General features: G+C 54.7%; 20 protein-coding genes. 3 read left to right on the top strand and 17 right to left on the bottom strand.

The window, feature by feature from the left end:
• Positions 1 to 79: 79 nt before the first annotated feature.
• Positions 80 to 2,311, bottom strand: coding sequence for an ATP-binding protein (locus JJB07_RS18515; protein WP_201637562.1), 2,232 nt, complete (start codon positions 2,309 to 2,311; stop codon positions 80 to 82).
• Positions 2,312 to 2,639: 328 nt separating this feature from the next.
• Here JJB07_RS18515 and JJB07_RS18510 point away from each other — a divergent pair, with 328 nt between their 5' ends.
• The gene (locus tag JJB07_RS18510) at positions 2,640 to 4,295 is read left to right on the top strand and encodes a peptide ABC transporter substrate-binding protein (RefSeq protein WP_201637561.1); all 1,656 of its coding nucleotides are present in this window, start codon (positions 2,640 to 2,642) and stop codon (positions 4,293 to 4,295) included.
• 77 nt (positions 4,296 to 4,372) lie between these two features.
• Here JJB07_RS18510 and JJB07_RS18505 read toward each other — a convergent pair whose 3' ends face one another.
• From JJB07_RS18505 to JJB07_RS18490, 4 genes are all read right to left on the bottom strand, one after another.
• Complete coding sequence (locus JJB07_RS18505) at positions 4,373 to 5,401, bottom strand: stalk domain-containing protein (protein WP_201637560.1); 1,029 nt, start codon at positions 5,399 to 5,401, stop codon at positions 4,373 to 4,375.
• A gap of 138 nt (positions 5,402 to 5,539) precedes the next feature.
• Positions 5,540 to 6,862: a stalk domain-containing protein gene (locus JJB07_RS18500; RefSeq protein ID WP_201637559.1), complete on the bottom strand. Its 1,323-nt coding sequence runs from the start codon at positions 6,860 to 6,862 to the stop codon at positions 5,540 to 5,542.
• Positions 6,863 to 6,932: 70 nt separating this feature from the next.
• On the bottom strand, positions 6,933 to 7,121 hold the full coding sequence (locus JJB07_RS18495) for a hypothetical protein (protein WP_201637558.1): 189 nt from the start codon (positions 7,119 to 7,121) through the stop codon (positions 6,933 to 6,935).
• A 212-nt stretch (positions 7,122 to 7,333) separates the two neighbouring features.
• Complete coding sequence (locus tag JJB07_RS18490) at positions 7,334 to 7,675, bottom strand: hypothetical protein (RefSeq protein ID WP_201637557.1); 342 nt, start codon at positions 7,673 to 7,675, stop codon at positions 7,334 to 7,336.
• Between the two features lie 156 nt (positions 7,676 to 7,831).
• Here JJB07_RS18490 and JJB07_RS18485 point away from each other — a divergent pair, with 156 nt between their 5' ends.
• A complete protein-coding gene (locus JJB07_RS18485) occupies positions 7,832 to 8,059 on the top strand; it encodes a hypothetical protein (RefSeq protein ID WP_201637556.1) in 228 nt (75 codons plus the stop codon).
• A gap of 52 nt (positions 8,060 to 8,111) precedes the next feature.
• Here JJB07_RS18485 and JJB07_RS18480 read toward each other — a convergent pair whose 3' ends face one another.
• The 6 genes from JJB07_RS18480 to JJB07_RS18455 form a co-directional block, all read right to left on the bottom strand.
• Entirely contained in the window at positions 8,112 to 8,873 is a 762-nt protein-coding gene (locus JJB07_RS18480; RefSeq protein ID WP_201637555.1) for a DnaD domain-containing protein, read from the bottom strand.
• Positions 8,874 to 8,935: 62 nt separating this feature from the next.
• Positions 8,936 to 9,529: a hypothetical protein gene (locus JJB07_RS18475; protein WP_201637554.1), complete on the bottom strand. Its 594-nt coding sequence runs from the start codon at positions 9,527 to 9,529 to the stop codon at positions 8,936 to 8,938.
• Positions 9,530 to 10,861 (bottom strand): hypothetical protein, encoded by a 1,332-nt coding sequence (locus tag JJB07_RS18470; RefSeq protein WP_201637553.1) that lies wholly within the window; start codon positions 10,859 to 10,861, stop codon positions 9,530 to 9,532.
• A gap of 68 nt (positions 10,862 to 10,929) precedes the next feature.
• The gene (gene asnS, locus JJB07_RS18465; protein ID WP_201637552.1) at positions 10,930 to 12,228 is read right to left on the bottom strand and encodes an asparagine--tRNA ligase; all 1,299 of its coding nucleotides are present in this window, start codon (positions 12,226 to 12,228) and stop codon (positions 10,930 to 10,932) included.
• A gap of 47 nt (positions 12,229 to 12,275) precedes the next feature.
• On the bottom strand, positions 12,276 to 13,502 hold the full coding sequence (locus tag JJB07_RS18460; protein ID WP_201637551.1) for an acetate/propionate family kinase: 1,227 nt from the start codon (positions 13,500 to 13,502) through the stop codon (positions 12,276 to 12,278).
• Positions 13,499 to 14,368 (bottom strand): 3-hydroxyacyl-CoA dehydrogenase family protein, encoded by an 870-nt coding sequence (locus JJB07_RS18455; protein WP_201637550.1) that lies wholly within the window; start codon positions 14,366 to 14,368, stop codon positions 13,499 to 13,501. Before JJB07_RS18455 ends, JJB07_RS18460 begins: the two co-directional genes overlap by 4 nt.
• A gap of 153 nt (positions 14,369 to 14,521) precedes the next feature.
• Here JJB07_RS18455 and JJB07_RS18450 point away from each other — a divergent pair, with 153 nt between their 5' ends.
• Positions 14,522 to 14,932, top strand: a complete 411-nt coding sequence (locus JJB07_RS18450; protein WP_201637549.1) for a hypothetical protein — start codon at positions 14,522 to 14,524, stop codon at positions 14,930 to 14,932.
• Between the two features lie 44 nt (positions 14,933 to 14,976).
• Here JJB07_RS18450 and JJB07_RS18445 read toward each other — a convergent pair whose 3' ends face one another.
• The 6 genes from JJB07_RS18445 to surE all read right to left on the bottom strand — a co-directional run bounded on the left by JJB07_RS18445 (position 14,977) and on the right by surE (position 18,988).
• Positions 14,977 to 15,126 carry a hypothetical protein gene (locus tag JJB07_RS18445; RefSeq protein ID WP_201637548.1) on the bottom strand — a complete coding sequence of 50 codons (150 nt, stop codon included), beginning with the start codon at positions 15,124 to 15,126 and terminating at the stop codon, positions 14,977 to 14,979.
• Between the two features lie 132 nt (positions 15,127 to 15,258).
• The gene (locus JJB07_RS18440) at positions 15,259 to 16,767 is read right to left on the bottom strand and encodes an AAA family ATPase (RefSeq protein ID WP_347338369.1); all 1,509 of its coding nucleotides are present in this window, start codon (positions 16,765 to 16,767) and stop codon (positions 15,259 to 15,261) included.
• Entirely contained in the window at positions 16,764 to 17,306 is a 543-nt protein-coding gene (locus JJB07_RS18435) for a hypothetical protein (RefSeq protein WP_201637547.1), read from the bottom strand. The genes JJB07_RS18440 and JJB07_RS18435 overlap by 4 nt, the downstream gene beginning before the upstream one ends.
• Before the next feature lie 139 nt (positions 17,307 to 17,445).
• Positions 17,446 to 18,006, bottom strand: a complete 561-nt coding sequence (locus JJB07_RS18430) for a hypothetical protein (RefSeq protein WP_201637546.1) — start codon at positions 18,004 to 18,006, stop codon at positions 17,446 to 17,448.
• 17 nt (positions 18,007 to 18,023) lie between these two features.
• Positions 18,024 to 18,203: a DUF4264 family protein gene (locus JJB07_RS18425; RefSeq protein WP_201637545.1), complete on the bottom strand. Its 180-nt coding sequence runs from the start codon at positions 18,201 to 18,203 to the stop codon at positions 18,024 to 18,026.
• A 26-nt stretch (positions 18,204 to 18,229) separates the two neighbouring features.
• Positions 18,230 to 18,988, bottom strand: coding sequence for a 5'/3'-nucleotidase SurE (gene surE / locus JJB07_RS18420; protein ID WP_201637544.1), 759 nt, complete (start codon positions 18,986 to 18,988; stop codon positions 18,230 to 18,232).
• Positions 18,989 to 19,030 lie beyond the last annotated feature (42 nt).

Below are 19,030 nucleotides of genomic sequence, written 5' to 3'. Positions count from 1 at the left end.
TGACACCAGAGAGGCGATTTTCATGTTCGACACGTAAAAGAGACCGCACACGCCCTCGGCGTATGCGGTCTTTTTTCAATCAGGATGTATGCGTCGGCAGGTACACGTCCACCGTGGTCCCCTCGTTGACCCGGCTTCGCACGATCATCTTGCCTTTGTGCTCGCTGATAATCTTGTAGGAGATCATCAAGCCAAGACCTGTGCCTTTCTCCTTCGTGGTGTAGAACGGCTCGCCCAGTTTGGAGAGGCGTTCCTCCGGGATGCCCTGTCCCTCGTCGACGACGCGCACGCGCACTTGCCCGGTCGCCGCCAGATGGTCGACGGTGATGTGGATGACCCCTCCGCTCGGCATCGCTTCGATGGAGTTTTTGAGGATGTTGATGAAGACTTGCTTCAATTGGTTTTCTTCGCAATCGATCAACGGGATGTCCGACTCGGAAAGCAGCAGGACGATTTGGATGTTGTTCAGAATCGCTTGCGTCTCGACCAGCGCGATGATGCTCTGCAAGAGGGTCACGAGGTTTTTCTCTTGGAAATTCACCGCTTGCGGCTTGGCGAGGACGAGGAATTCATTGATGATCAATTCGATGCGGTCCAGCTCCGAGAGCATAATGTTGAAGTATTCCGGTTTGGCCCCTCGGGTGTCGCGAATCAATTGCACGAAGCCTTTGATCGCCGTCAGCGGATTGCGAATCTCATGGGCAACTCCCGCCGCAAGTTGACCGACGACGGAGAGTTTGTCCGATTTGCGCATCAGTTCCTCCGTGCGGCGGCTCTCGGTGATGTCCTTGCCGATGGAATAGATGCCGACCGTTTCGTCGGCGACCATGATCGGGAAGTGTCGGACGCCGAGTTCGAACACCTCGCCGTCCTGACGCACGAGGTGCATCTCGAAGCTCTGGAAGTGACCGTCCACCGATTGTTTGAAATGGTACTGCGCTTTCTCACGCTCCTCAGGCACCACGAGATCGCCAAACGGTCGGCCGCGCAGTTCCTCCGACGAGTAGCCGAGGATGGATTCGGCCACAGGATTGACGGAGAGCACTTCGCCCGCGAGGTTGAGGGAGAACAGCGCAGACGGGTTGTGTTCATACAACGAGCGCAATTGCTCCGTATAGACTTGCAAGTTCTTCGACATCGAGTTCACCCGATCTGCCAACTGCCCGAGCTCGTCCTTGGTCCGCAAGTGGATGCGCGCTTCGAAGTTGCCGCGCGCCATGTCGTTGACTTTGAGCAAGATCTTCTGGACCGGACGAACCGTAAGTCCTGCAATGACATACCCAAGCACGAACACCGCCGCCAGCGCCACCAGCGAAATCATCGCGTTGCGCCAAAGCTGTTGGTTCAAAACTTGCTGGATCACGTCATAGTCGGTGACGAGGCCCAGCACATACGGGTACTTGGCTTGCGAGATCGGGATGTAGTACTTGAGTACGATCTTGTCTCGCACGGTTGTTTGGTACGTGACGATCTTGCCGCTCGAATCGGCTTCCGCTACTTTTGCCGCATCTCGCGGGTCTTCATAAGAAGTACTGCCGAAAAACAACGGCCGGTTCTGCAATTGGATGTACTCGGCGTCGTTGATTTTCGTGAGAATCGGTTTCTTGCCAAACGCAAGCGGGTTAAAACCGGTCAACTCCAGCACCGAGGCGTTGTCTTGCAGCGTGCGGTCCACAATCGACTGCGCCCCGGTCAAGCTCTCGTACTGGCGGATGTAAGAGTCGCTCACGTACGGGTCGATGATGTAGTTGGTCGTTCCATCATAATAATAGCCCCATTTGTCGATCTGCGTGGGGTCGGCGGATGCGACGTCAATCGGGCCGGCCCAGTAGTGCGGGAGGGCTTGTCCCTCCGGGACGTGGACCTCCTCCCCGCGCAGCAGTTGCTCCATCGCGTCTTTGTAGACTCCCCAATCCATCGTGCTCAAGTTGATTTCCTTGGGATCGGATGACTTCAAGCCGACGATGTCGTCCCCCACTTTTTTAAAAAGCGTAATATGCGAGATGCCAAGTTGGCGACTCAAGTTCACCAATTGCTCATTGGTAACGTTGTCAATGTCAGGATCAAGCGACGCCTGGGCTGCGATGGCCGCAGAGCGCAACCGCTCGCCGAGCAAATCTTCTACATATTGAGAGCCCTGTTCGGAGTGCTCGATGGCAATTCCAATCTCACGGGAGAGACCCTCCATCTGCTGCCTCTGATCGTTGATCAACATCCCGCGCGTCGTATAGTAGAACAACGCGTTGTTGGCAATGAGGATCGATGACACGATCAGCGCGAAGAAGATCGCCAGTTTGCGTTTGATGGACAATCGAATATCCTCCTTTCCACAACTAGTTTCGACTCCATTCGACAGGTCGGGAATGCTCTCCTGTTTAAAGGGCAAAATAGTTTCATCCGTTACATTCAAGCCCGCTTCTTTATAAATCAGTCATCTCGACTCCCAAAAATCCCTCTTTGGTACGAACCGTTGCGAAAAAAAGAGTTTTTCTTCGAAAAAGCGAGACAACTCGCAATAGAAAAAAGAATCTCGAAAAGTGTAACGCTTCTCAATATTGAGTGTCTTATGGTATGCTACACCTCGTTGAACACAGAAAGATAAAGCGATGTAGTAACTCATACTTAGGGGGTATTCACAGATGCAAGCAAAGAAATGGTTTAGCATCGGCCTCGCAGTTACCATGCTCTCCAGCGTGGCACTCGTAGGCTGTGGCAGCAAAGACGACAGCAACACCGCCGATAACTCCGGCTCCACCAGCAAAGACGAGCAAGTGATCAACCTTGCCCTGTCCGATGAAATCCCGTCCCTTGACATTTCCAAAGCAACCGACAACATCGCGTTCCGCGTTCTCGGTCAAATCAACGAAGGTCTGACCCGCGTTGACAAAAACGGCAAAGCACAACCGGGCGTCGCAAAAGACTGGAAAGTCTCCGAAGACGGCCTTACCTACACCTTCAACCTCCGCGACGATGCAAAATGGTCCGACGGCACCCCGGTTACCGCTGGTGACTTCGAATACTCCTGGAAGCGCACCCTCGATCCAAAGACCGCTTCGCAATACGCGTTCATGGTCGCTTGGGTCAAAGGCGGCGAAGCATACAACTCCGGCAAAGGCACTGCTGACGAAGTCGGCGTAAAAGCGAAGGATGACAAGACTCTCGTCGTCACCCTCGACCACCCGGTTCCGTTCTTCGCAGAGCAAATGGCGTTCCCGCTCTTCTTCCCGCAGAAGAAAGACTTCGTCGAGAAGCAAGCGGACAAAAACGGCGCAGATGCAGACAAAGTTCTCACCGACGGTCCGTTCAAGATGACCGAATGGGTGCATGAGCAATCCGCAACCCTCGTCAAAAACGACAACTACTGGGACAAAGCGAACGTGAAACTGGAGAAAGTTAACTACCAAGTAGTTAAAGACTCCGGCGCACTCGAGAACCTGTACCAAGCAGGCCAACTCGACCGTATCGGCCTCGTTCGTGACCAAGTAGACCGTTACAAAGACACCCCGGAATACACCGTCATCCCGGAATTGACCAACGGTTACTTCCAATACAACGAGAAAAACAAACTCTTCACCAACGCAAAAGTCCGCAAAGCGCTGACCTATGCAGTGGACGGAGATCAATATGCTGACATCGTGTACCACAACGGTACCTCCGGTGCTACCGGCTTCGTTCCGACCGGTACCTCCAACGGTAACGGCGGCGACTTCCGCAAAGACCAAGGCGACCTGCTCAAGCGCAAGGAAAACGCTTCGAAAGCGAAAGACCTGCTCGCAGAAGGCCTGAAAGAACTGGGCATGTCCTCGTTCCCGGCAACCAAGTTGCTGTCTGACGATGGCGACGTCTCCAAAAAAGCGTCCGAGTTCATCAAAGAACAATGGCGTCAAAACCTCGGCATCGACGTCGAAGTCGAGAACGTTCCGTTCAAACTGCGCCTGAAGCGCACCACCGATCGTGACTACGATATCGTTGTTTCCCTGTGGGGCGCTGACTACAACGATCCGATGACCTTCCTCGACATGTGGATCACCGGCGGCGACTTCAACGAAAACGGCTACTCCAACCCGAAATACGATGACCTGATCCACTCTGCACAAAAAGAGCCGGATTCCAAGAAGCGTATGAGCTACCTGTACGACGCTGAGAAAATCCTCATGGAAGACATGCCGGTTGGCCCGATCTTCTTCCGCGCATCTTCCGGCGTTGCCCAGCAGTACATCAAAGGCTGGCAAAACAACATGTCCGCGCCGGACTACGACCTCAAAGGCGTGTACATCGAAGGCAAGAAAAAGTAAGTTCAAGCCTACAACGAAAAAAGACCCGGTCCTCGCGGACCGGGCCTTTTTTTTATGTACCCAAGGCGGAGGCCGGCTCACTGCCAGCGCTTGCCTTGGGCTTTCATCGTGTTGATCTTGTTGGCGACATCCTGGCGGAAGTCGTTCATCGTCTTGTGGAACTCGTTGAAATATTCGTCCGGATCGGTGTGGGTCGTGCCCCCGAACGTGTTGGTGATGTCATGGTGCGAGACGATGGTTTGCATCGGATCGCGATTCGCATCGAGGCACCACTTCGCCGCATAGGTCGTGGCCATCTCCCACTCCTTCGCGAAGTCGGATGCAGTCTTGACGTGGCAGAGTTCGATGTTGAAGGTGAACGCGTTGGCCGGCTTGCCGACCGACCACGCGATTTCATCCGGCGGCAGTGTCAGCAGCACTTCGTTCCAGTCGATGAACGCATGCGCGTTCGCATAGGCGGTCTGCGTGTTGAAGTAATTCAACTGAGCACGCGCAGTCGTCTTCGAAACCGTTTCGTGGATGACGAGGTAGCGCGTCTCCGTACGCTTCTCATAAGAGCGGTTCGCTTTGTTGGTGATGAGAGACGAGTTGATCGGATACGGAAACGGGATGAACTGCTGGGGTGTAGTCGGTTGACCGGGTTGTGGCGGATTGGGAGTCGCCGGATCAGGGGTACTCCCCTGCTCTTTCGTGGTGATCAGGACACGTTGGCTCTCCGAATCCCACACCACATCGACGCCGAGCGATTCGGCGACGAAGCGGACCGGGACCATCGTCCGGTCGTCGATCAGGCGCGGTTCGGCGTCCAGCGTATACGGTTGGCCGTTGCGATAGGCCGTGGTGGAATTGAGTTTCAGAGAGACGGTCGAACCGTCTCGAGTGGCTGTGACCGTCTCTGTAGTCCCGTCCCACAGGACTTTCGCTCCGAGCGTTTCAAAAATCCCGCGCATCGGCACAAAGGTGCGGTTCTGGTACAGCAGAGGGGGTCGGTCATATTGCTGAACTTGTCCGTCAATCACGACGGAAATGGGTGTTGACGCATGAGCATCAGCGCTCACTCCGATAAGAGCGAAAAGTGCGAAAACACCGGTTGCGAGTTTTTTCAAAGCTGTCTCCTCCGCATGCAGTTCTCTCTCATAAATGAGCACAGTAGACAAAATTCGCCCTCAATTGACAATCTCCTCCCTTTTTTCAAAAAAGAAATCTCCCTGTCATACAGGGAGATTGTAGAAGTTCAAATAAACCTACTTTTTGAGCGGCACGGTAAACTGGGCTTGCGGCACCCAGGTTTTTTTCGAGAAGTCGCGACCTCGCACGATCACTTTGTCCGAATGGACTTCAACGTACAGCCCTTCTGAACTGTCAGCGAGCACCGGTGCGCCACCCGCCGCTTCCGGTCCGATTTCGGCGGAGGAATTGAACATCGTGAAACTCTCGCGCACCATCGTTCGCGGCAAGTTCAACTGTGCATGCGTATGCCCGCTGAACAAGATGACTTCCGGATATCCCGCGAGAATCGATTTTAACGACTCCGCTTGCACCACCCCGCGGTCGGTTCCGTTCTGCCACCAGGAGCCCGATACGGTGTTCGTCAACGGTTGGTGCAAGAACACAAACACAGGCTTGTCCGACTGACGGTTCTCCGCCAATTTTTGTTTCAACCAATTCAGTTGCTCTTGCGACAGCCACGCATCGTCGCCGATGCTCATGTCCGACTGGCGGGACTTCTCCGCGCCGAGGAACAGGAAATGATAGCCCTTGATCCAGCGGTCATAATAGACCTTCGATTCCCCGGTCAGTTGCAGATAGCGGTTGATCGCCATGAATTCCGTCTCTCCGTTGGGGAACGTCTTGGGTGCGTATGTACCGTTGCGGTCGTACCATGCATTGTAGAATTCATGATTGCCGATGTTATACAGCAGAGTCGTCGGATGCGGGTTGCCCGCCAGAAGCGTCCGCAAGGTGTTGTAGTCCGCCTGTTTGCCGTTGCCCAAGTCTCCGTTGAGGACCAGCGCGTCGGCCGCAGGGTCGATGTCGTAGAGGTCTTGGAGCGTGGCTTTCAACTTGGTTTGCGAGCGAGGATCAGACGCCTGCACATGCACGTCGCTGATCACGGGAAAGCGCAACGTGCGGTCATCGGCCGCCGTGCGAATCTCAACGGTGTTGGTTGGCGGCACGAAACCGACGGACGCTTGAAACGTCTCTCCGATGAAGCGCACCGGAACGTAGGTGCGGTTGTTTTTTACATAAGCGGGAACCGGCAACGTGACTCGGCTGCCGTTGACGTAGGCAACGGGTGAATCGAAGGTGAGGCGGACGCGCTTGTCCCCTTTTTCCACGGTAAAAAAGTTCGTTCCTGAAAGCGAAACTTTGGCGCCCATCGACTCGGCGATGGCGCGGATCGGAACCATGGTTCGGTCGTTGACGATCTCCGGCTGTGCGTCGAATTGCACATGCTGCCCGTTGAAGACCACCTGCAACGGCAGTTCGGCATGAGCAGGCTCCGCATCGGGCGCGAACCACAAGAACGCGCCCGTGAGCACAATCGCCGCAGCGAATTTTTTCATCTCTTCCCGCTCTCCTCTCCGTTGGTCTTGGGATAGTATTCCTTGGATGAAGCTCCCTATGTGAACGCTGTTACGCCCGACGTCTTTTCGGACGCCAACGCACGATCCATCCGTCTTGCACCTCCTCCGGCTCGGCGCTTTCGTGCCCGAGGGCCCGGAGGATGCGTTTGTATTGCTTCGCTTGGTTCAACTTCGGAAGAGGCATGCTCACTTCCCACGCTTTGTCGTAGTTCAAAAGCTCTGCCGACTGACGGTTCATGTTGAATCCCTCCCCTTGTATTATAACGAGTCTGCGCCTCAACAGCTTGAAAATTTTGTATACGCTCTGTAAACTGCCGACGTTAGAGACTACGCAAACCAAGAGGGGGGTATGTAGGTGAGCAAGCCCAGAATCTTTCGCTATTTTTGCTAGGTTTTCGACAGGAGCAGATGACAAAAAAGCCGCCCGGACAGGTGCGGGCGGCTTTTTCATTAGACTCCTCTGTGCAGAAACAGCGTCACGATCGCCGCAACGGCGATCACCGGCGCCCAGATCTGCAACTTCAACCAGAAAAACGAATGATTGCGTTTGAAGTGGAACTGTTGGCCGGTCTCCGGGTCGATCAGCACCCGGCCCGGGTGCTTTTTGTCGAGATACTTCCCGATCGTCCAGAGCAATCCTGCCGCGACCCACAAGGCAAACGCCAGCGGCCACGCGTGTTCGTCAAAGTAGTGCGGACCGAGAATGCTGTCGACCAAGAGGTTCGTCAGCAAGGCCAGTCCAAACGGAAGCAACGGCACCAAAAAGCCGAAGCCGCTCCAGATGAGAATCATGTTGTACCACCCTTTTATCTAGATCATAAGTTCAATTTAAATCCTTTCGACATTTTGATTCGCATTTCCTTCTCAGCGTTGTCGAAAAATGGGCATAGGGCAAGCCGCGCAGGGCGTAAGGTAGATCATCCAAGGCTTCAGGAGGTGGTCTCATCTATGTCCCTCGTACTCATGGAAGACCTCAAACGCCCGCTTCCAAGGCGTCGGGTGACGGTGATCGCATCGTTTCGGATCTTCCGCCCCGTGTTGAAGATCGCCCGCTACACGTATCGCAGCAGTCGTTTCATCCTGCGCAAGACGATTTGGGTGTTCACGGGAGATCGTCAAGGGAAGCAAGCGCGACCGACGACCCCGGAAGTGGAAGTCCTCCCCGCTCAAGAGTGAAAAAAAGGCCCGAAGCCGCCATCGCGGACTCGGGCCTTTTTTGGTCTGGGGCTTACTCGCGTCCGTACATGCGGTAGAACGCGTCGTATTTGTTCTCCTGCCCGTCCGCTTCCGGAGCTTGGCCTTGAGGCTGGCGCTGCGGTTGCGGCGCGGTCTGCTGGCGGCTCGTTTGAGCTTGCCGTTGGCGGCTGCCGGGCATGCGGTTGCGGAACTGTTCTCGGTGAACGTTGAGTTCCTGCAGGGTGCGGATGTTGATTTTCTGCCATTCAAACAGAATGCGGTCAATGTATTTGAAGTTGAATTTGCCGGACAGGACGGCCTCGCGGAGAGCTTCGCGCACGAGGTCTTCGCGGTATCGGTCGTCGTCGACCCATTTGATAATCATCTCGCATTCGAGCGGAGACAGCGGGCGTCCAAACTCCTGCTCGAAGACGGAGAAGAGGTTCTGTTCTTTTTTCTCCAACAGGTCCAGAGAGGACGCTGCCGGTTTGGGTTTTGGCTGAATGAATTCCGCCAGTTTGCGGTACAGCGGGCGCAGGTCGATCTGCTCTTCGCCGATTTCAAGGAAACCTGCGCGTTGCAGGGTACCCAGCGTGGACAGGAGAAAGTCTCCGTGCAGCATCATGCGCTCCCCGATCTGATCCGGAGTCGGGAACTCCACACCCTCTTGTCGGAATTGCAACAAGTGCAGCACCAGCATCATCTCTTCGTCCGCCAAGCCCAGTTGCTTGTAGAACTTCAACAACAAGCTCGGTACAGCCAAAAACCCGGATGTCAGGAGAACCGTCGTCGCATCATCTTGTCTCTGAGTCATCCGTACTTCCCCCCGTTTCTCTTAACTGACTAAGTATACCGTAAGTGGAGGTGGGGTATCTACTAGTTTCTTTTGTCTATTGCCATCATCTCAAACTGAAACTCCTTCGCCACCACGTAGGAGGTAGCGAAAACCAGTACCTGATAGGGTTGGTGAGTCTTCCCTTTGGAGAGAAGAGACGTTGAAATACCGAAGGAGTTCAACACCGTTTGATAGACTTGCAACAAAGGAAGAGGCCCGCTCGCCAGCAATCCGTCTCCTCCCTTGATCAGCCATTCCAAGGGCCCGTTTAGAAAAGTCCCAAATGGAATCCACCCCTGGGTGACTTCCTGATGCTTGATGTAGAGCTCCCCTACCAGCTCGTTCGTATTTTGAGGGGTGCCTTTGAAAAACAATTGAGCTTGCTCCTGATTCGCTTTCCATAACAAGACATGATCTTGGTAGACGTTGAGGTCTTCTATATACTCGAAATTATGCTGATAGTCGATTGTTTCAGAACAGGTTACCTTCCACTCTTGTACGAGATCGGTAGTATCTACTAGGAACACTTGAAAGTGGATCAGCAAGGAATCTTGCTCTTCAAGTATTTTCGCAGGCACGAGGTACACGTCGTTCTCGAACGTCGCTTTTTTGAATTTCTCGATGAATTCCTTCATTTAGATACTGTCAAAATCAATTTCTTCTACTTCTTCTCCAGCATCCGTTGGCTCGACCATCTCTTGCGATGTGCTCTCTTTTTTAGCTGACTGCTCAAAAAACAGGGCGAGTTTTTTTTGTAATTCCGGGTTTTCAGAATCTAGCAGGAAGGGGTCCTCCGTCTTAAAATACGTTTCGGAATCCACTGCGGAGATGCTTTTCACGACATTGGCGATCGTATCTGCATTTCCTAAGTTCTCAAGCCAGTCGAGGTGAAAATACCCAACTTCGCTCTCATATGCAAAGTCCCGTGTCGAAGCGGTCGCGTGGCTGAGTTCATGAATGAACGTGTGCAACAGGTTGCTCGACTGACTTTCTTCCAATTGTGCAGCTTCCATACGAAGTCGGATGTCCCCTCCGAAATCTCGATTTTCCGTTAACCATTTCAACCAAGGTTCAAATTTGCTCCCCTCCAATTCCCAATTGTCTCGAATTGATTTGGGACCCGACTTGCCGAGCGTGGTGGGCTCCGTCATTCGCTCACTTCGATTCATCGTCGAGACCTCGAGAGTTGGTTGATTGAGACGGCCTAACATGAGCGACAAAATGGAATGCAGAATTCCGAGCGCCGCGTCTGCATTTTTGTCCTCCATTTTGATGATTCGTTTGAGTGCATTATAGAGGACGGTCGTGCCGGCATTTTCTATGGTTCGAGCTTTCATCAGGGTCTCTAAACTGCCTACGAGAGCCGTCAACTTACTCTTGGCGTCCGGTACCAACGTGGCCAATTTCGCTTTGCGTGCTCCACTTAACTTCTGATCCTCGGGGTCCGTTTGCAACTCATTCAATCGAACGGTTGGTCCCTCTTCGGTGGTCGCAATCACACTGCTCGCCGTTCTCGTCAAGATCAATTCCGGAAAATGACCGATGACCGCCTCATACGGTTGTTCCAAAAGCCCATCTCGTACGGCCAGCATAAACTCGCGCACTTTTTTCAGATACTGTTCGCTCGTATCCTCTACATTCACATGAAACGTGATCACTTTGGTGTCAAATAGTTTCACATACCCCGGTGTTTTCGAAACAGAATGGCCGTTCACTTTTTCGTATTCTTCGTCCCACTCTGCGTAGAACGAAAAACTCTCATCATTTTTCCCGGCGTTGTTGACATGCTCAAAGGAACCTTGTGCAACGGTGCCCTTTTTCCCCTGTTTCAGCCATTGCATGACGGCGCGGTTGCCGTATGCTTGTTGCAATTGCAGGAGTTGGTGCTGTTTGGCGGGAAGAGTCTTGTTCGGTTGGTTTGCGGCTTTCTGGAGTGCAGGCGACTTGCTCTTCCAGGTAGATTCCATCTCCTTCACCTCTTTCTGAAAAAAAGCCCTGCCAGATCAGTAGGATCTGGGCAGGGCTTCTTTTTGAATTACGGGTACAGTCTGTACAGCAAACGCGGCATCATGATCGTCTCGCGAACATGGTCGATTCCGCAAATCCACGCGATGGTGCGCTCGAGGCCGATCCCGAAGCCGGAGTGCGGCACGGTGCCGTACTGGCGGAGTTCGAGGTACCAGTTGTAGGACTCGCCGAGCCCGTGCTCGTCGTAGCGGGACTTCAGCAGGTCGTAGTCGTGGATACGCTGCGAACCGCCGATGATCTCGCCGTAGCCTTCCGGTGCGAGCAAGTCTGCGCCGAGCACGACGGACGGGTCTTCCGGGTCCGGTTGCATGTAGAATGCCTTGATATCCGCCGGCCACTTCTCAACGAAGACCGGGAGATCAAAGTGGTTGGTCAACTCGGTTTCATGCGGAGCGCCGAAGTCTTCGCCGTACGGGAAGTCATGGCCTTTATCCTGCAGAATTTGAACGGCTTCTTTGTACGTAATCACCGGGAACTTCTCGTTGACCACACGCCACAGCGCATCGGTGTCACGCTCCAAGGTCTTGAGTTCTTGCGGGCAACGCTCAAGCACCCACTTGATGATGTGCTTGACGAACGCTTCTTGGATTTGCATGTTCTCTGCATGCTCGACATACGCCATCTCCGGCTCGATCATCCAGAACTCGATCATGTGCTTGCGGGTTTTGGATTTCTCTGCACGGAAGGTCGGGCCGAACGAGTAGACTTTGCCCAGTGCCAGTGCAGCAGCTTCCATATAGAGCTGGCCGGATTGGGACAGGTACGCCGGTTCCCCGTTCACGTATTCGATTTCAAACAGGTTGGTCGTGCCTTCTGCCGAAGACGGGGTGAGGATCGGCGGGTCCACTTGGGTGAAGCCGCTGTTGTCGAGATAGTCGCGCATCGCACGGATGATCTCGGCGCGAATCTTCAAGATCGCACGTTGGCGCGGCGAACGAATCCACAGGTGACGGTTGTCCATGAGGAAGTCAACGCCGTGCTCCTTGGGGGTGATCGGGTAGTCGACGGTCGGTGCGACCACTTCGACGCCGGTAACGTTCAACTCGTAGCCGGATGCCGCACGCTCTTCGGCGCGGACCGTGCCGGTTACGCGAATCGAGGTTTCTTGGGTCAGGCCCTTCGCGGTGGCGAACAGCTCTTCCGGAACGTCTTGCTTCGCGATAACGCCTTGGATGAAGCCGGTGCCGTCACGCAGGTTCAGGAAGCCGATCTTCCCGCTGAAGCGCTTATTCCAAAGCCAGCCTTCGATCAGAACTTCCTGATCAACATACTGACCGATTGTTGCAATCGTGGCTTTCGTCGTCACAGTAATATCCCCTTCATCATTCTTATGTAATCATAATTATGATAGCATTATTTTCCCCAAGATTCCAGACCGGAGACGAGCAGTTGCGTATCGCGAGCGATCATTAACTCTTCATTGGTCGGAATCACGCACACCGTCACACGCGAAGCACTTGTGGAGATGATGCGCTCCCCTTTGCCCGTGTCGTTTGCCTGCACGTCGATTTCCAGACCCAGATACGTGAGATGGTCGCAAATCTTGCGGCGCAAAAGCGGAGAATTCTCCCCCACCCCCGCCGTGAACAACAGCACATCGACTCCGTTCATCGCCGCCACATACGCCCCGATGTATTTGCGAATGCGGTATTCGTACATATCAAACGCCAGTGCCGAGCGCGCACTTCCCTTGGCACGGGCCTCCGTAATTTTTCGCATGTCGCCCGACAGGCCCGAGATGCCAAACAACCCGCTGTGCTTGTTGAGCATCGACGCGAAGTCCTCTTGCGTCAACTCTTCCTTGGCCGTCACATATCCCTGAATGCTCGGGTCGATGTCCCCGCTCCGCGTGCCCATCATCACACCTTCCAACGGGGTCATGCCCATGGACGTGTCGATGGAGCGCCCGTTCTGAATCGCCGTCACACTGGCTCCGTTGCCGATGTGGCACGAAATCACTTTGAGATTCATGAGATCGCGATGCACGAGAAAAGGCACCCGCGACGAGACATAGCGGTGCGACGTGCCGTGAAATCCATAGCGTCGGACTTTGTGCCGCTTGTACAGCACGTAAGGAATCGGGTACAGGTAATGCTCCGGCGGCATCGATTGATGAAACGCCGTATCAAAAACCGCCACCTGCTTGACGCCCGGCAACACGTCCTCCATCGCCTCGATGCCCTGCAAATTCGCAGGGTTGTGCAACGGTGCCAGCTCGACATTGTCCCGAATGGCGTGTTTCACTTCGTCTGTCAAAAACGTCGAGAGCGCAAATTGCTCCCCGCCGTGGACGACGCGATGCCCGACCGCCGAAATTTCGTTCACGCTCTGCAAAACGCCCGACTCGCGGGTGACGACGTGGAGCACTTGGCGCAACGCTTCCCGATGATCGAGAATCTCCGACGTGGATGTGCCCTCGTGGCTTCCCTGTCCGTCTTGCCCTTCCGCTTTGTAGAAGTGCTGGGCGTCGTCGCTGCCGATTTTTTCAATGCCGCCCCGGATGAGCACCTTCTCTTCCGGCATGCGGAACAACTGGTACTTCAGCGAGGAACTCCCACAATTGAGCACGAGCACATTCACGCCCGTTCCCCCCATTCGTCGTACTGAAAAAAGCCTTTGCGCACTTTGGTGCCCAAGAGGCCGCCGCGCACCAGTTTGCGCAGATAAGCTGCCGGTCGGTAGCGCGGGTCGGTCGTTTCGTGAAACATCGCCTCCAACATGTCCACCACCGTGTCGAGACCGAACCGATCGGCCAACTCCAACGGCCCGATGTGGAACCCGAAGCCGTGCTTCATCGCTTTGTCGATGTCCTCCGCCGTCGCGACACCCTCGGCGTAGATCAACACCGCTTCGTTGATCAGCGGCAACATCAAACGGGTCGTGATAAAACCCGGTGACTCAAAGACCTGCACCGCTTTTTTGTCCAACGCTTCGAGAAAACGGTACGCGCTTTCCACCGTTCGTTCCGACGTTTTCAACCCCCGCACGACTTCCACCAATTCACGGCGATCAACCGGAAAGTGAAAATGCAACCCGATCACACGCTCCGGATGCGCCGTTTGCGCCGCCAGTTCGGTGATGGAAAGCGTCGATGTGTTCGTAGCGAGCAACGCCTCAGGCCCGACTTCCTTTTCAATGGCGAGGAGCAACTCGATTTTGTCTTCGAGGTTCTCCCAGATCGACTCGATGACCACTTCGCAGTCGCGCAGCAGGGACACGTTGGTGCCAAGGACGATCCGCGAGAGGATCGACTTTTTCTCCGCCTCGGTGATGCCCCACTTCGCCAACCGATGGTCGAGGGACAATTCCAGCCCGAGTTTGGCATGTTCCAGATCCTGCTCCGTCCGATCCAGCAAGATCACTTCCACGCCTTTGCCCGCCATCGCGGCCGCCAAGCCTTGCCCCATCGTCCCGGCTCCGACGATGCCGATCTTTTGTATCTTCATAAAAGCCTCCTTGCGCCTCTTCACATCATGCTTTTCATTAGGATGCCCAAAAGACTCACGTTTTGAACAAGGAGAGGTTTTTTTGAAAACTATGTAACTTTTTCCATATTTTTGCGTCTACTAGAGTAGATATAACATAAGGAGTGATTGATTATGAAAAAAGCAACCCTTCTCGTATCCGCACTGGCAGCAGCACTGTTCGTCTCCCAAGCTCCGTCGATGGCGATGGCGGCAGACAAGGCGCCGGCTCAAACGGTAACGGCCACCACCGATGACCAGTCCAACCTGCACACCGTCAAGATGACCTTTATCAACAAAAACACCGGGATCGTGGTCTATCCGAACGCCGTGACCCTCCTCAACGTGAACACAGGTGCGCTTACGACGCATAACGACCTGACCTACAAAGGAAACCAAGCCATCGTACGCGACGTGGCGGACGGCACCTACATGTTCTTCGTCTACGTGGAGGGTCAAACTTACTCGATCGCGAGCTCGAACCAATTCACCATGCAAGGCGAGGACATGTTCGTCCCCGTGCTGCTCGTCCCTTATCAAGGCTAAAAAACGCAAAAAAAAGACCTGCCGCGAACACGTCGGCAGGTCTTTTAATATACGATTAAGCGGTCTTCCGCTTTCTGTTTCTTCTTGCGTTTCATCGGTGCCCGATCTTGGATCTGGCGGTTCATGCGAGCGTAGAGGTAGAGCATCGAGGCAGCAACAACTACGATGAATAACCAGAGATTTAAATCTGTCATGTGGAGCGCTCCTCTCAGGTGTGAACCGAATGGTCAACAAATCATTAAAAAACATTTATCCCAAAAACAGAATACCACATCTATCACCCTATTGCCAGTATATTGTGTAAATGTTAAAAAAACTCTGACTGATTAAACAGCCAGAGCTTCTTCTGCTTTTTTATTTACACGGAGCCATTCGCGGAAGTCGTCCCCGGTCATGTTCTCCTCGCGCACGAGATCGACAGACAGGTTGCGAATGCCTTCTTCGTACGGAGCGAGCATGCGACGGGTCATCTCTTCCACATCGGCGAAGATGCGGCGGATTTCCTCGTCGAGGATGTTCTTCTGCAGGTTGTCGATGTCGACGATGCCGAGGCTCGACAGCCCGCAGGCGACGATGGTGCGTGCCATGTTGGTCGCTTGTTGGATATCGCCTTGCGCCCCGGTGGAGCGGTTGCCGTAGATCAGTTCTTCCGAGACCGTACCGCCGAGAGCGATGATGATCTGGTTGATCAACTGGTCCTTGGTGTACAGGTAGCCGTCCGATTCCGGCACTTGACGCACGAAACCGAGCGCGTTGCCGCGCGGGGCGATCGTGATGTGCGAAACGGAGTGGCTGCGAACGAGTTCTGCGGTGATCGCATGGCCCAATTCGTGGACCGAGACGCGCTCCAACTCTTCTTGGCGCGGGCGCTTGCCGGTGCGTTCCCCGAGCAAGACCTTGTCCACAGAATCGCGGAAGTGCAGTTGTTCCACGGACGCTTTCTCCTCACGCATCGCGAGAATCGCCGCCTCGTTGCACAGCGATTCCAGTTGCGCCCCGGAGAAACCGTAGGTTTCGCGGGCAACCTGTTCGAGGTTGACACCGTCAGCCAGCGGTTTGTTGCGGGTCTGGATCTCCAAGATCGCCAGACGGCCCGCTTTGTCCGGGAGATCGACTTTGATCTGACGGTCGAAACGGCCCGGACGGATCAGCGCCGGGTCGAGGATGTCGAGACGGTTGGTCGCCGCCACAACGAGGACGAACGGAGACGATGTGGTCCCCATGCCGTCCATCTCGGTCAAGAGCTGGTTCAGGGTCTGGTCATACTCTTGGTGACCCGAGTTCCCGCCGCGCTTGCCGCCGATGACGTCGATTTCGTCGATGAACACGATGGCGGAGTCTTTGCCTTCTTTTTTCGCGATCATGCGCGCTTTTTTGAACAGTTCGCGCACACGGGACGCCCCGACACCGACGTACATTTCCACAAACTCAGAACCGGACGCCGAGACGAACGCCGAATCGGTGTAGCTTGCGGCAGCTTTTGCCAGCAAGGTCTTGCCGGTGCCCGGAGGGCCCGTCAAGATGATGCCTTTGAGCGGACGGATGCCGAGTTCCTTGATTTTGTCACGGTGGCGCAGGAAGTCGAGCGCTTCCATCATCTCGCGCTTCGCCATGTCCTGACCGCCGATATGCTCAAATTCCACACGGTGCGACTTCGCGACTTCATGAGACGCGCCCGCTGCGGCCGATTTGTTTTTATCGAGAAGAATCGCAATGGTGAACAGAATCGCGACCAGCATCAAAACCGGCAGCACGTTAAAGCGAAATGTCAATCCGACGAAGGCCGTCACAGCAAGACCCACGCCCAAGATCAGCTCTTTGAAGTAGTTTTTCACAGCGACGTCACCCCCTGAAGGGTACCGAATGCGGTCACCTCATGATACGGCAGAACCTCGTAGAGGAAACGGCCGTCTTTTTGCAGAGAAACAAAAATATAGGTGTCGTTCATCGACACTTGCGCTTTCGTGCCATCCTTGGAGACCGTCTGCACGGCGTCTTGGATCATCTGCGGGAAATCGCCTTTGACCATGCCGCTGTAGAGAATCGGTTGGATGTCACGGTATTCCTTTTTCAACTCTTCGCCGCGGGTATCGACGAGCTCCAGTTTCACTTGGGAGCCGAGCGCCGTTTCCGCGATGTTTTGCAAGTTTTCATAGGTCGCTTGCAGATCGTCGACCGGTTTGACGGTGACTTTCAGCGAGCGGTCTGCGCCATCTACGACAGATTCCACTTGGGTCACAGCCGGATCAGCTTTCAGTTGTTCTTCGAGGGGGCGCACCAAGCCGAACTTTGCGTACATCTCCCAACCACCGAACAACAACGAAAAGGCGACCAACAAACTGACAATGACCGGTACGATGCGAATTCGAGACATCGATACATCCCTCCTCGTTGACTGTTAACATAATGTCATCATTATAGCACAGCCCTCCGAACTCAGGTTTAGGAGTCTACAGGAAAAAAGCACGCGTGCCGAACGTGCTCGGCCGCGTGCTTTTTTATGAAAAAATACCTTACTTCGGCTCCGTGAGCAAGACTTGCCAGAGCACTTCCCCGCTCTTGAAATCCAGATAGGTGTAGCCGGTATCGCCGTTGGCCATCTTGCCGTAGATTTCCCAGACAAATTTGCTGGGCGCCGTCTTGTACTCGGTTTCCACATCGGGCAGTACCGGTCCCGGTGTGGCGTGCAGGACATCGACGAGCGGTTGAAGCGCTTGGTTCTTGAGCTCGGCGCGGACGAGTTGCTTGCCCCAGACCGGTTTCTTGGCAGCCGCGACCGCTTGGTCCTTCGACAGCCCCTGGTCTGCGTAGACGGTGGCGAGCACTTTGCCCTGCGCACTCCAGACATACACCTGACGCCCTTGCTTGTCAGGCCCGGCAAACAAGAACCCGTTCATCCCCCCGGTGTACGGGGTGGCTTCCTTGACTTGGTTCAAAACGGTGTGATCCAGCGCCGCCTGTGCATCGACTTCCGCCCCGGTGAACTGGGCATACGTGACCTCACGCACGGCAAAGACGGCTCCCGCGATCAGAACCGTCAGCACCAACAAACTGATCCAAACATATCTCTTCATGGTTGTTTGACGCTCGGTTACTGTTTCCTCTCCTCGTACACGATCAGTTGCAGATCGCCTTGCTCCTCGCCTTTGCTGAGTCCGAACAGCAAATTCCAGTCCTTCAGCGTGTGGTTCAAGAAATCGACCACCTGATACAGTTCAACAGGGTTGGGCAGGTCAACGTTCGCAATCGTCACATGTTCGGTGGTTTCCATCGAGCGCTCCTCCTTGTTAAGTTGCGTTATTCAAGCGACCACGTCTTGAGGGAGTCGATCATCTGCCGGTACGAGAAGTCAAAGTGTACAGGCGAGACGGAGACGTAGCCCTCGCGAACGGCGCGAATGTCGGAGTCGGACTCCAGCGGCAGGTCTTTGAGCGGGCCGGCCAGCCAGTAGTACGGGACACCGCGCGGGTTGGTCCGCTTGTCGTAATGGTTGAGATAGCGTCGCTTGCCAACCGTCGTGATCCGGACGCCTTGCACCTGTTGAGGGTCACACGACGGGTAGTTGACGTTTAAGATCGTGTCCGGGTCGAGACCTTTTTGCATGACCTCTCGAATCAGACGCGATGTGAAGTGCGCCGCGCCCGCGTAGTCGTACGGTTCGCTTCCACATTGGGAGACGGCGATGGCCGGCATCCCTTGGATCGAGCCTTCGATGGCAGCGGAAACGGTGCCGGAGTAGATCACATCATTCCCTAGGTTGCTCCCCGCGTTGATTCCTGATACGACGAAATCGGGACGCGCGTCCTTCATCAGTTCGCTGACGCCAAACTTGATGCAGTCGGCAGGCGTTCCGCTCAGTCCGTAGGCGTGGACGCCGGGTCCCAAGTCATGCTCTTCCAAAAACAGTGGTTTATGTAAGGTGATGCCGTGACCGGCGGCGCTGCGCTGGCGATTCGGCGCCACGACAAACACGTCGCCGAGCTGCGTCAGTTCCTGAGCCAGTACGCGGATGCCGTCCGCTTGGATGCCATCGTCATTGCTGATCAAGATTCTCATTCGGTCACTGCTCCTTTCCTGTTCCCTGCCCATTGTACCACG

Source organism: Tumebacillus amylolyticus, assembly GCF_016722965.1.
Classification (GTDB): domain Bacteria; phylum Bacillota; class Bacilli; order Tumebacillales; family Tumebacillaceae; genus Tumebacillus; species Tumebacillus amylolyticus.
This window is presented reverse-complemented; position numbering and strand designations above follow the sequence as displayed.

What these genes read in the sequence shown, in the direction of transcription:
- JJB07_RS18510 (WP_201637561.1), top strand. Translation starts at nt 2,640, where the DNA reads ATGCAAGCAAAGAAATGGTTTAGCATCGGCCTCGCAGTTACCATGCTC.
- JJB07_RS18500 (WP_201637559.1), bottom strand. Translation starts at nt 6,862, where the DNA reads ATGAAAAAATTCGCTGCGGCGATTGTGCTCACGGGCGCGTTCTTGTGG.
- JJB07_RS18495 (WP_201637558.1), bottom strand. Translation starts at nt 7,121, where the DNA reads ATGAACCGTCAGTCGGCAGAGCTTTTGAACTACGACAAAGCGTGGGAA.
- JJB07_RS18490 (WP_201637557.1), bottom strand. Translation starts at nt 7,675, where the DNA reads ATGATTCTCATCTGGAGCGGCTTCGGCTTTTTGGTGCCGTTGCTTCCG.
- JJB07_RS18485 (WP_201637556.1), top strand. Translation starts at nt 7,832, where the DNA reads ATGTCCCTCGTACTCATGGAAGACCTCAAACGCCCGCTTCCAAGGCGT.
- JJB07_RS18480 (WP_201637555.1), bottom strand. Translation starts at nt 8,873, where the DNA reads ATGACTCAGAGACAAGATGATGCGACGACGGTTCTCCTGACATCCGGG.
- JJB07_RS18475 (WP_201637554.1), bottom strand. Translation starts at nt 9,529, where the DNA reads ATGAAGGAATTCATCGAGAAATTCAAAAAAGCGACGTTCGAGAACGAC.
- JJB07_RS18470 (WP_201637553.1), bottom strand. Translation starts at nt 10,861, where the DNA reads ATGGAATCTACCTGGAAGAGCAAGTCGCCTGCACTCCAGAAAGCCGCA.
- JJB07_RS18455 (WP_201637550.1), bottom strand. Translation starts at nt 14,368, where the DNA reads ATGAAGATACAAAAGATCGGCATCGTCGGAGCCGGGACGATGGGGCAA.
- JJB07_RS18450 (WP_201637549.1), top strand. Translation starts at nt 14,522, where the DNA reads ATGAAAAAAGCAACCCTTCTCGTATCCGCACTGGCAGCAGCACTGTTC.
- JJB07_RS18445 (WP_201637548.1), bottom strand. Translation starts at nt 15,126, where the DNA reads ATGACAGATTTAAATCTCTGGTTATTCATCGTAGTTGTTGCTGCCTCG.
- JJB07_RS18435 (WP_201637547.1), bottom strand. Translation starts at nt 17,306, where the DNA reads ATGTCTCGAATTCGCATCGTACCGGTCATTGTCAGTTTGTTGGTCGCC.
- JJB07_RS18430 (WP_201637546.1), bottom strand. Translation starts at nt 18,006, where the DNA reads ATGAAGAGATATGTTTGGATCAGTTTGTTGGTGCTGACGGTTCTGATC.
- JJB07_RS18425 (WP_201637545.1), bottom strand. Translation starts at nt 18,203, where the DNA reads ATGGAAACCACCGAACATGTGACGATTGCGAACGTTGACCTGCCCAAC.
- surE (WP_201637544.1), bottom strand. Translation starts at nt 18,988, where the DNA reads ATGAGAATCTTGATCAGCAATGACGATGGCATCCAAGCGGACGGCATC.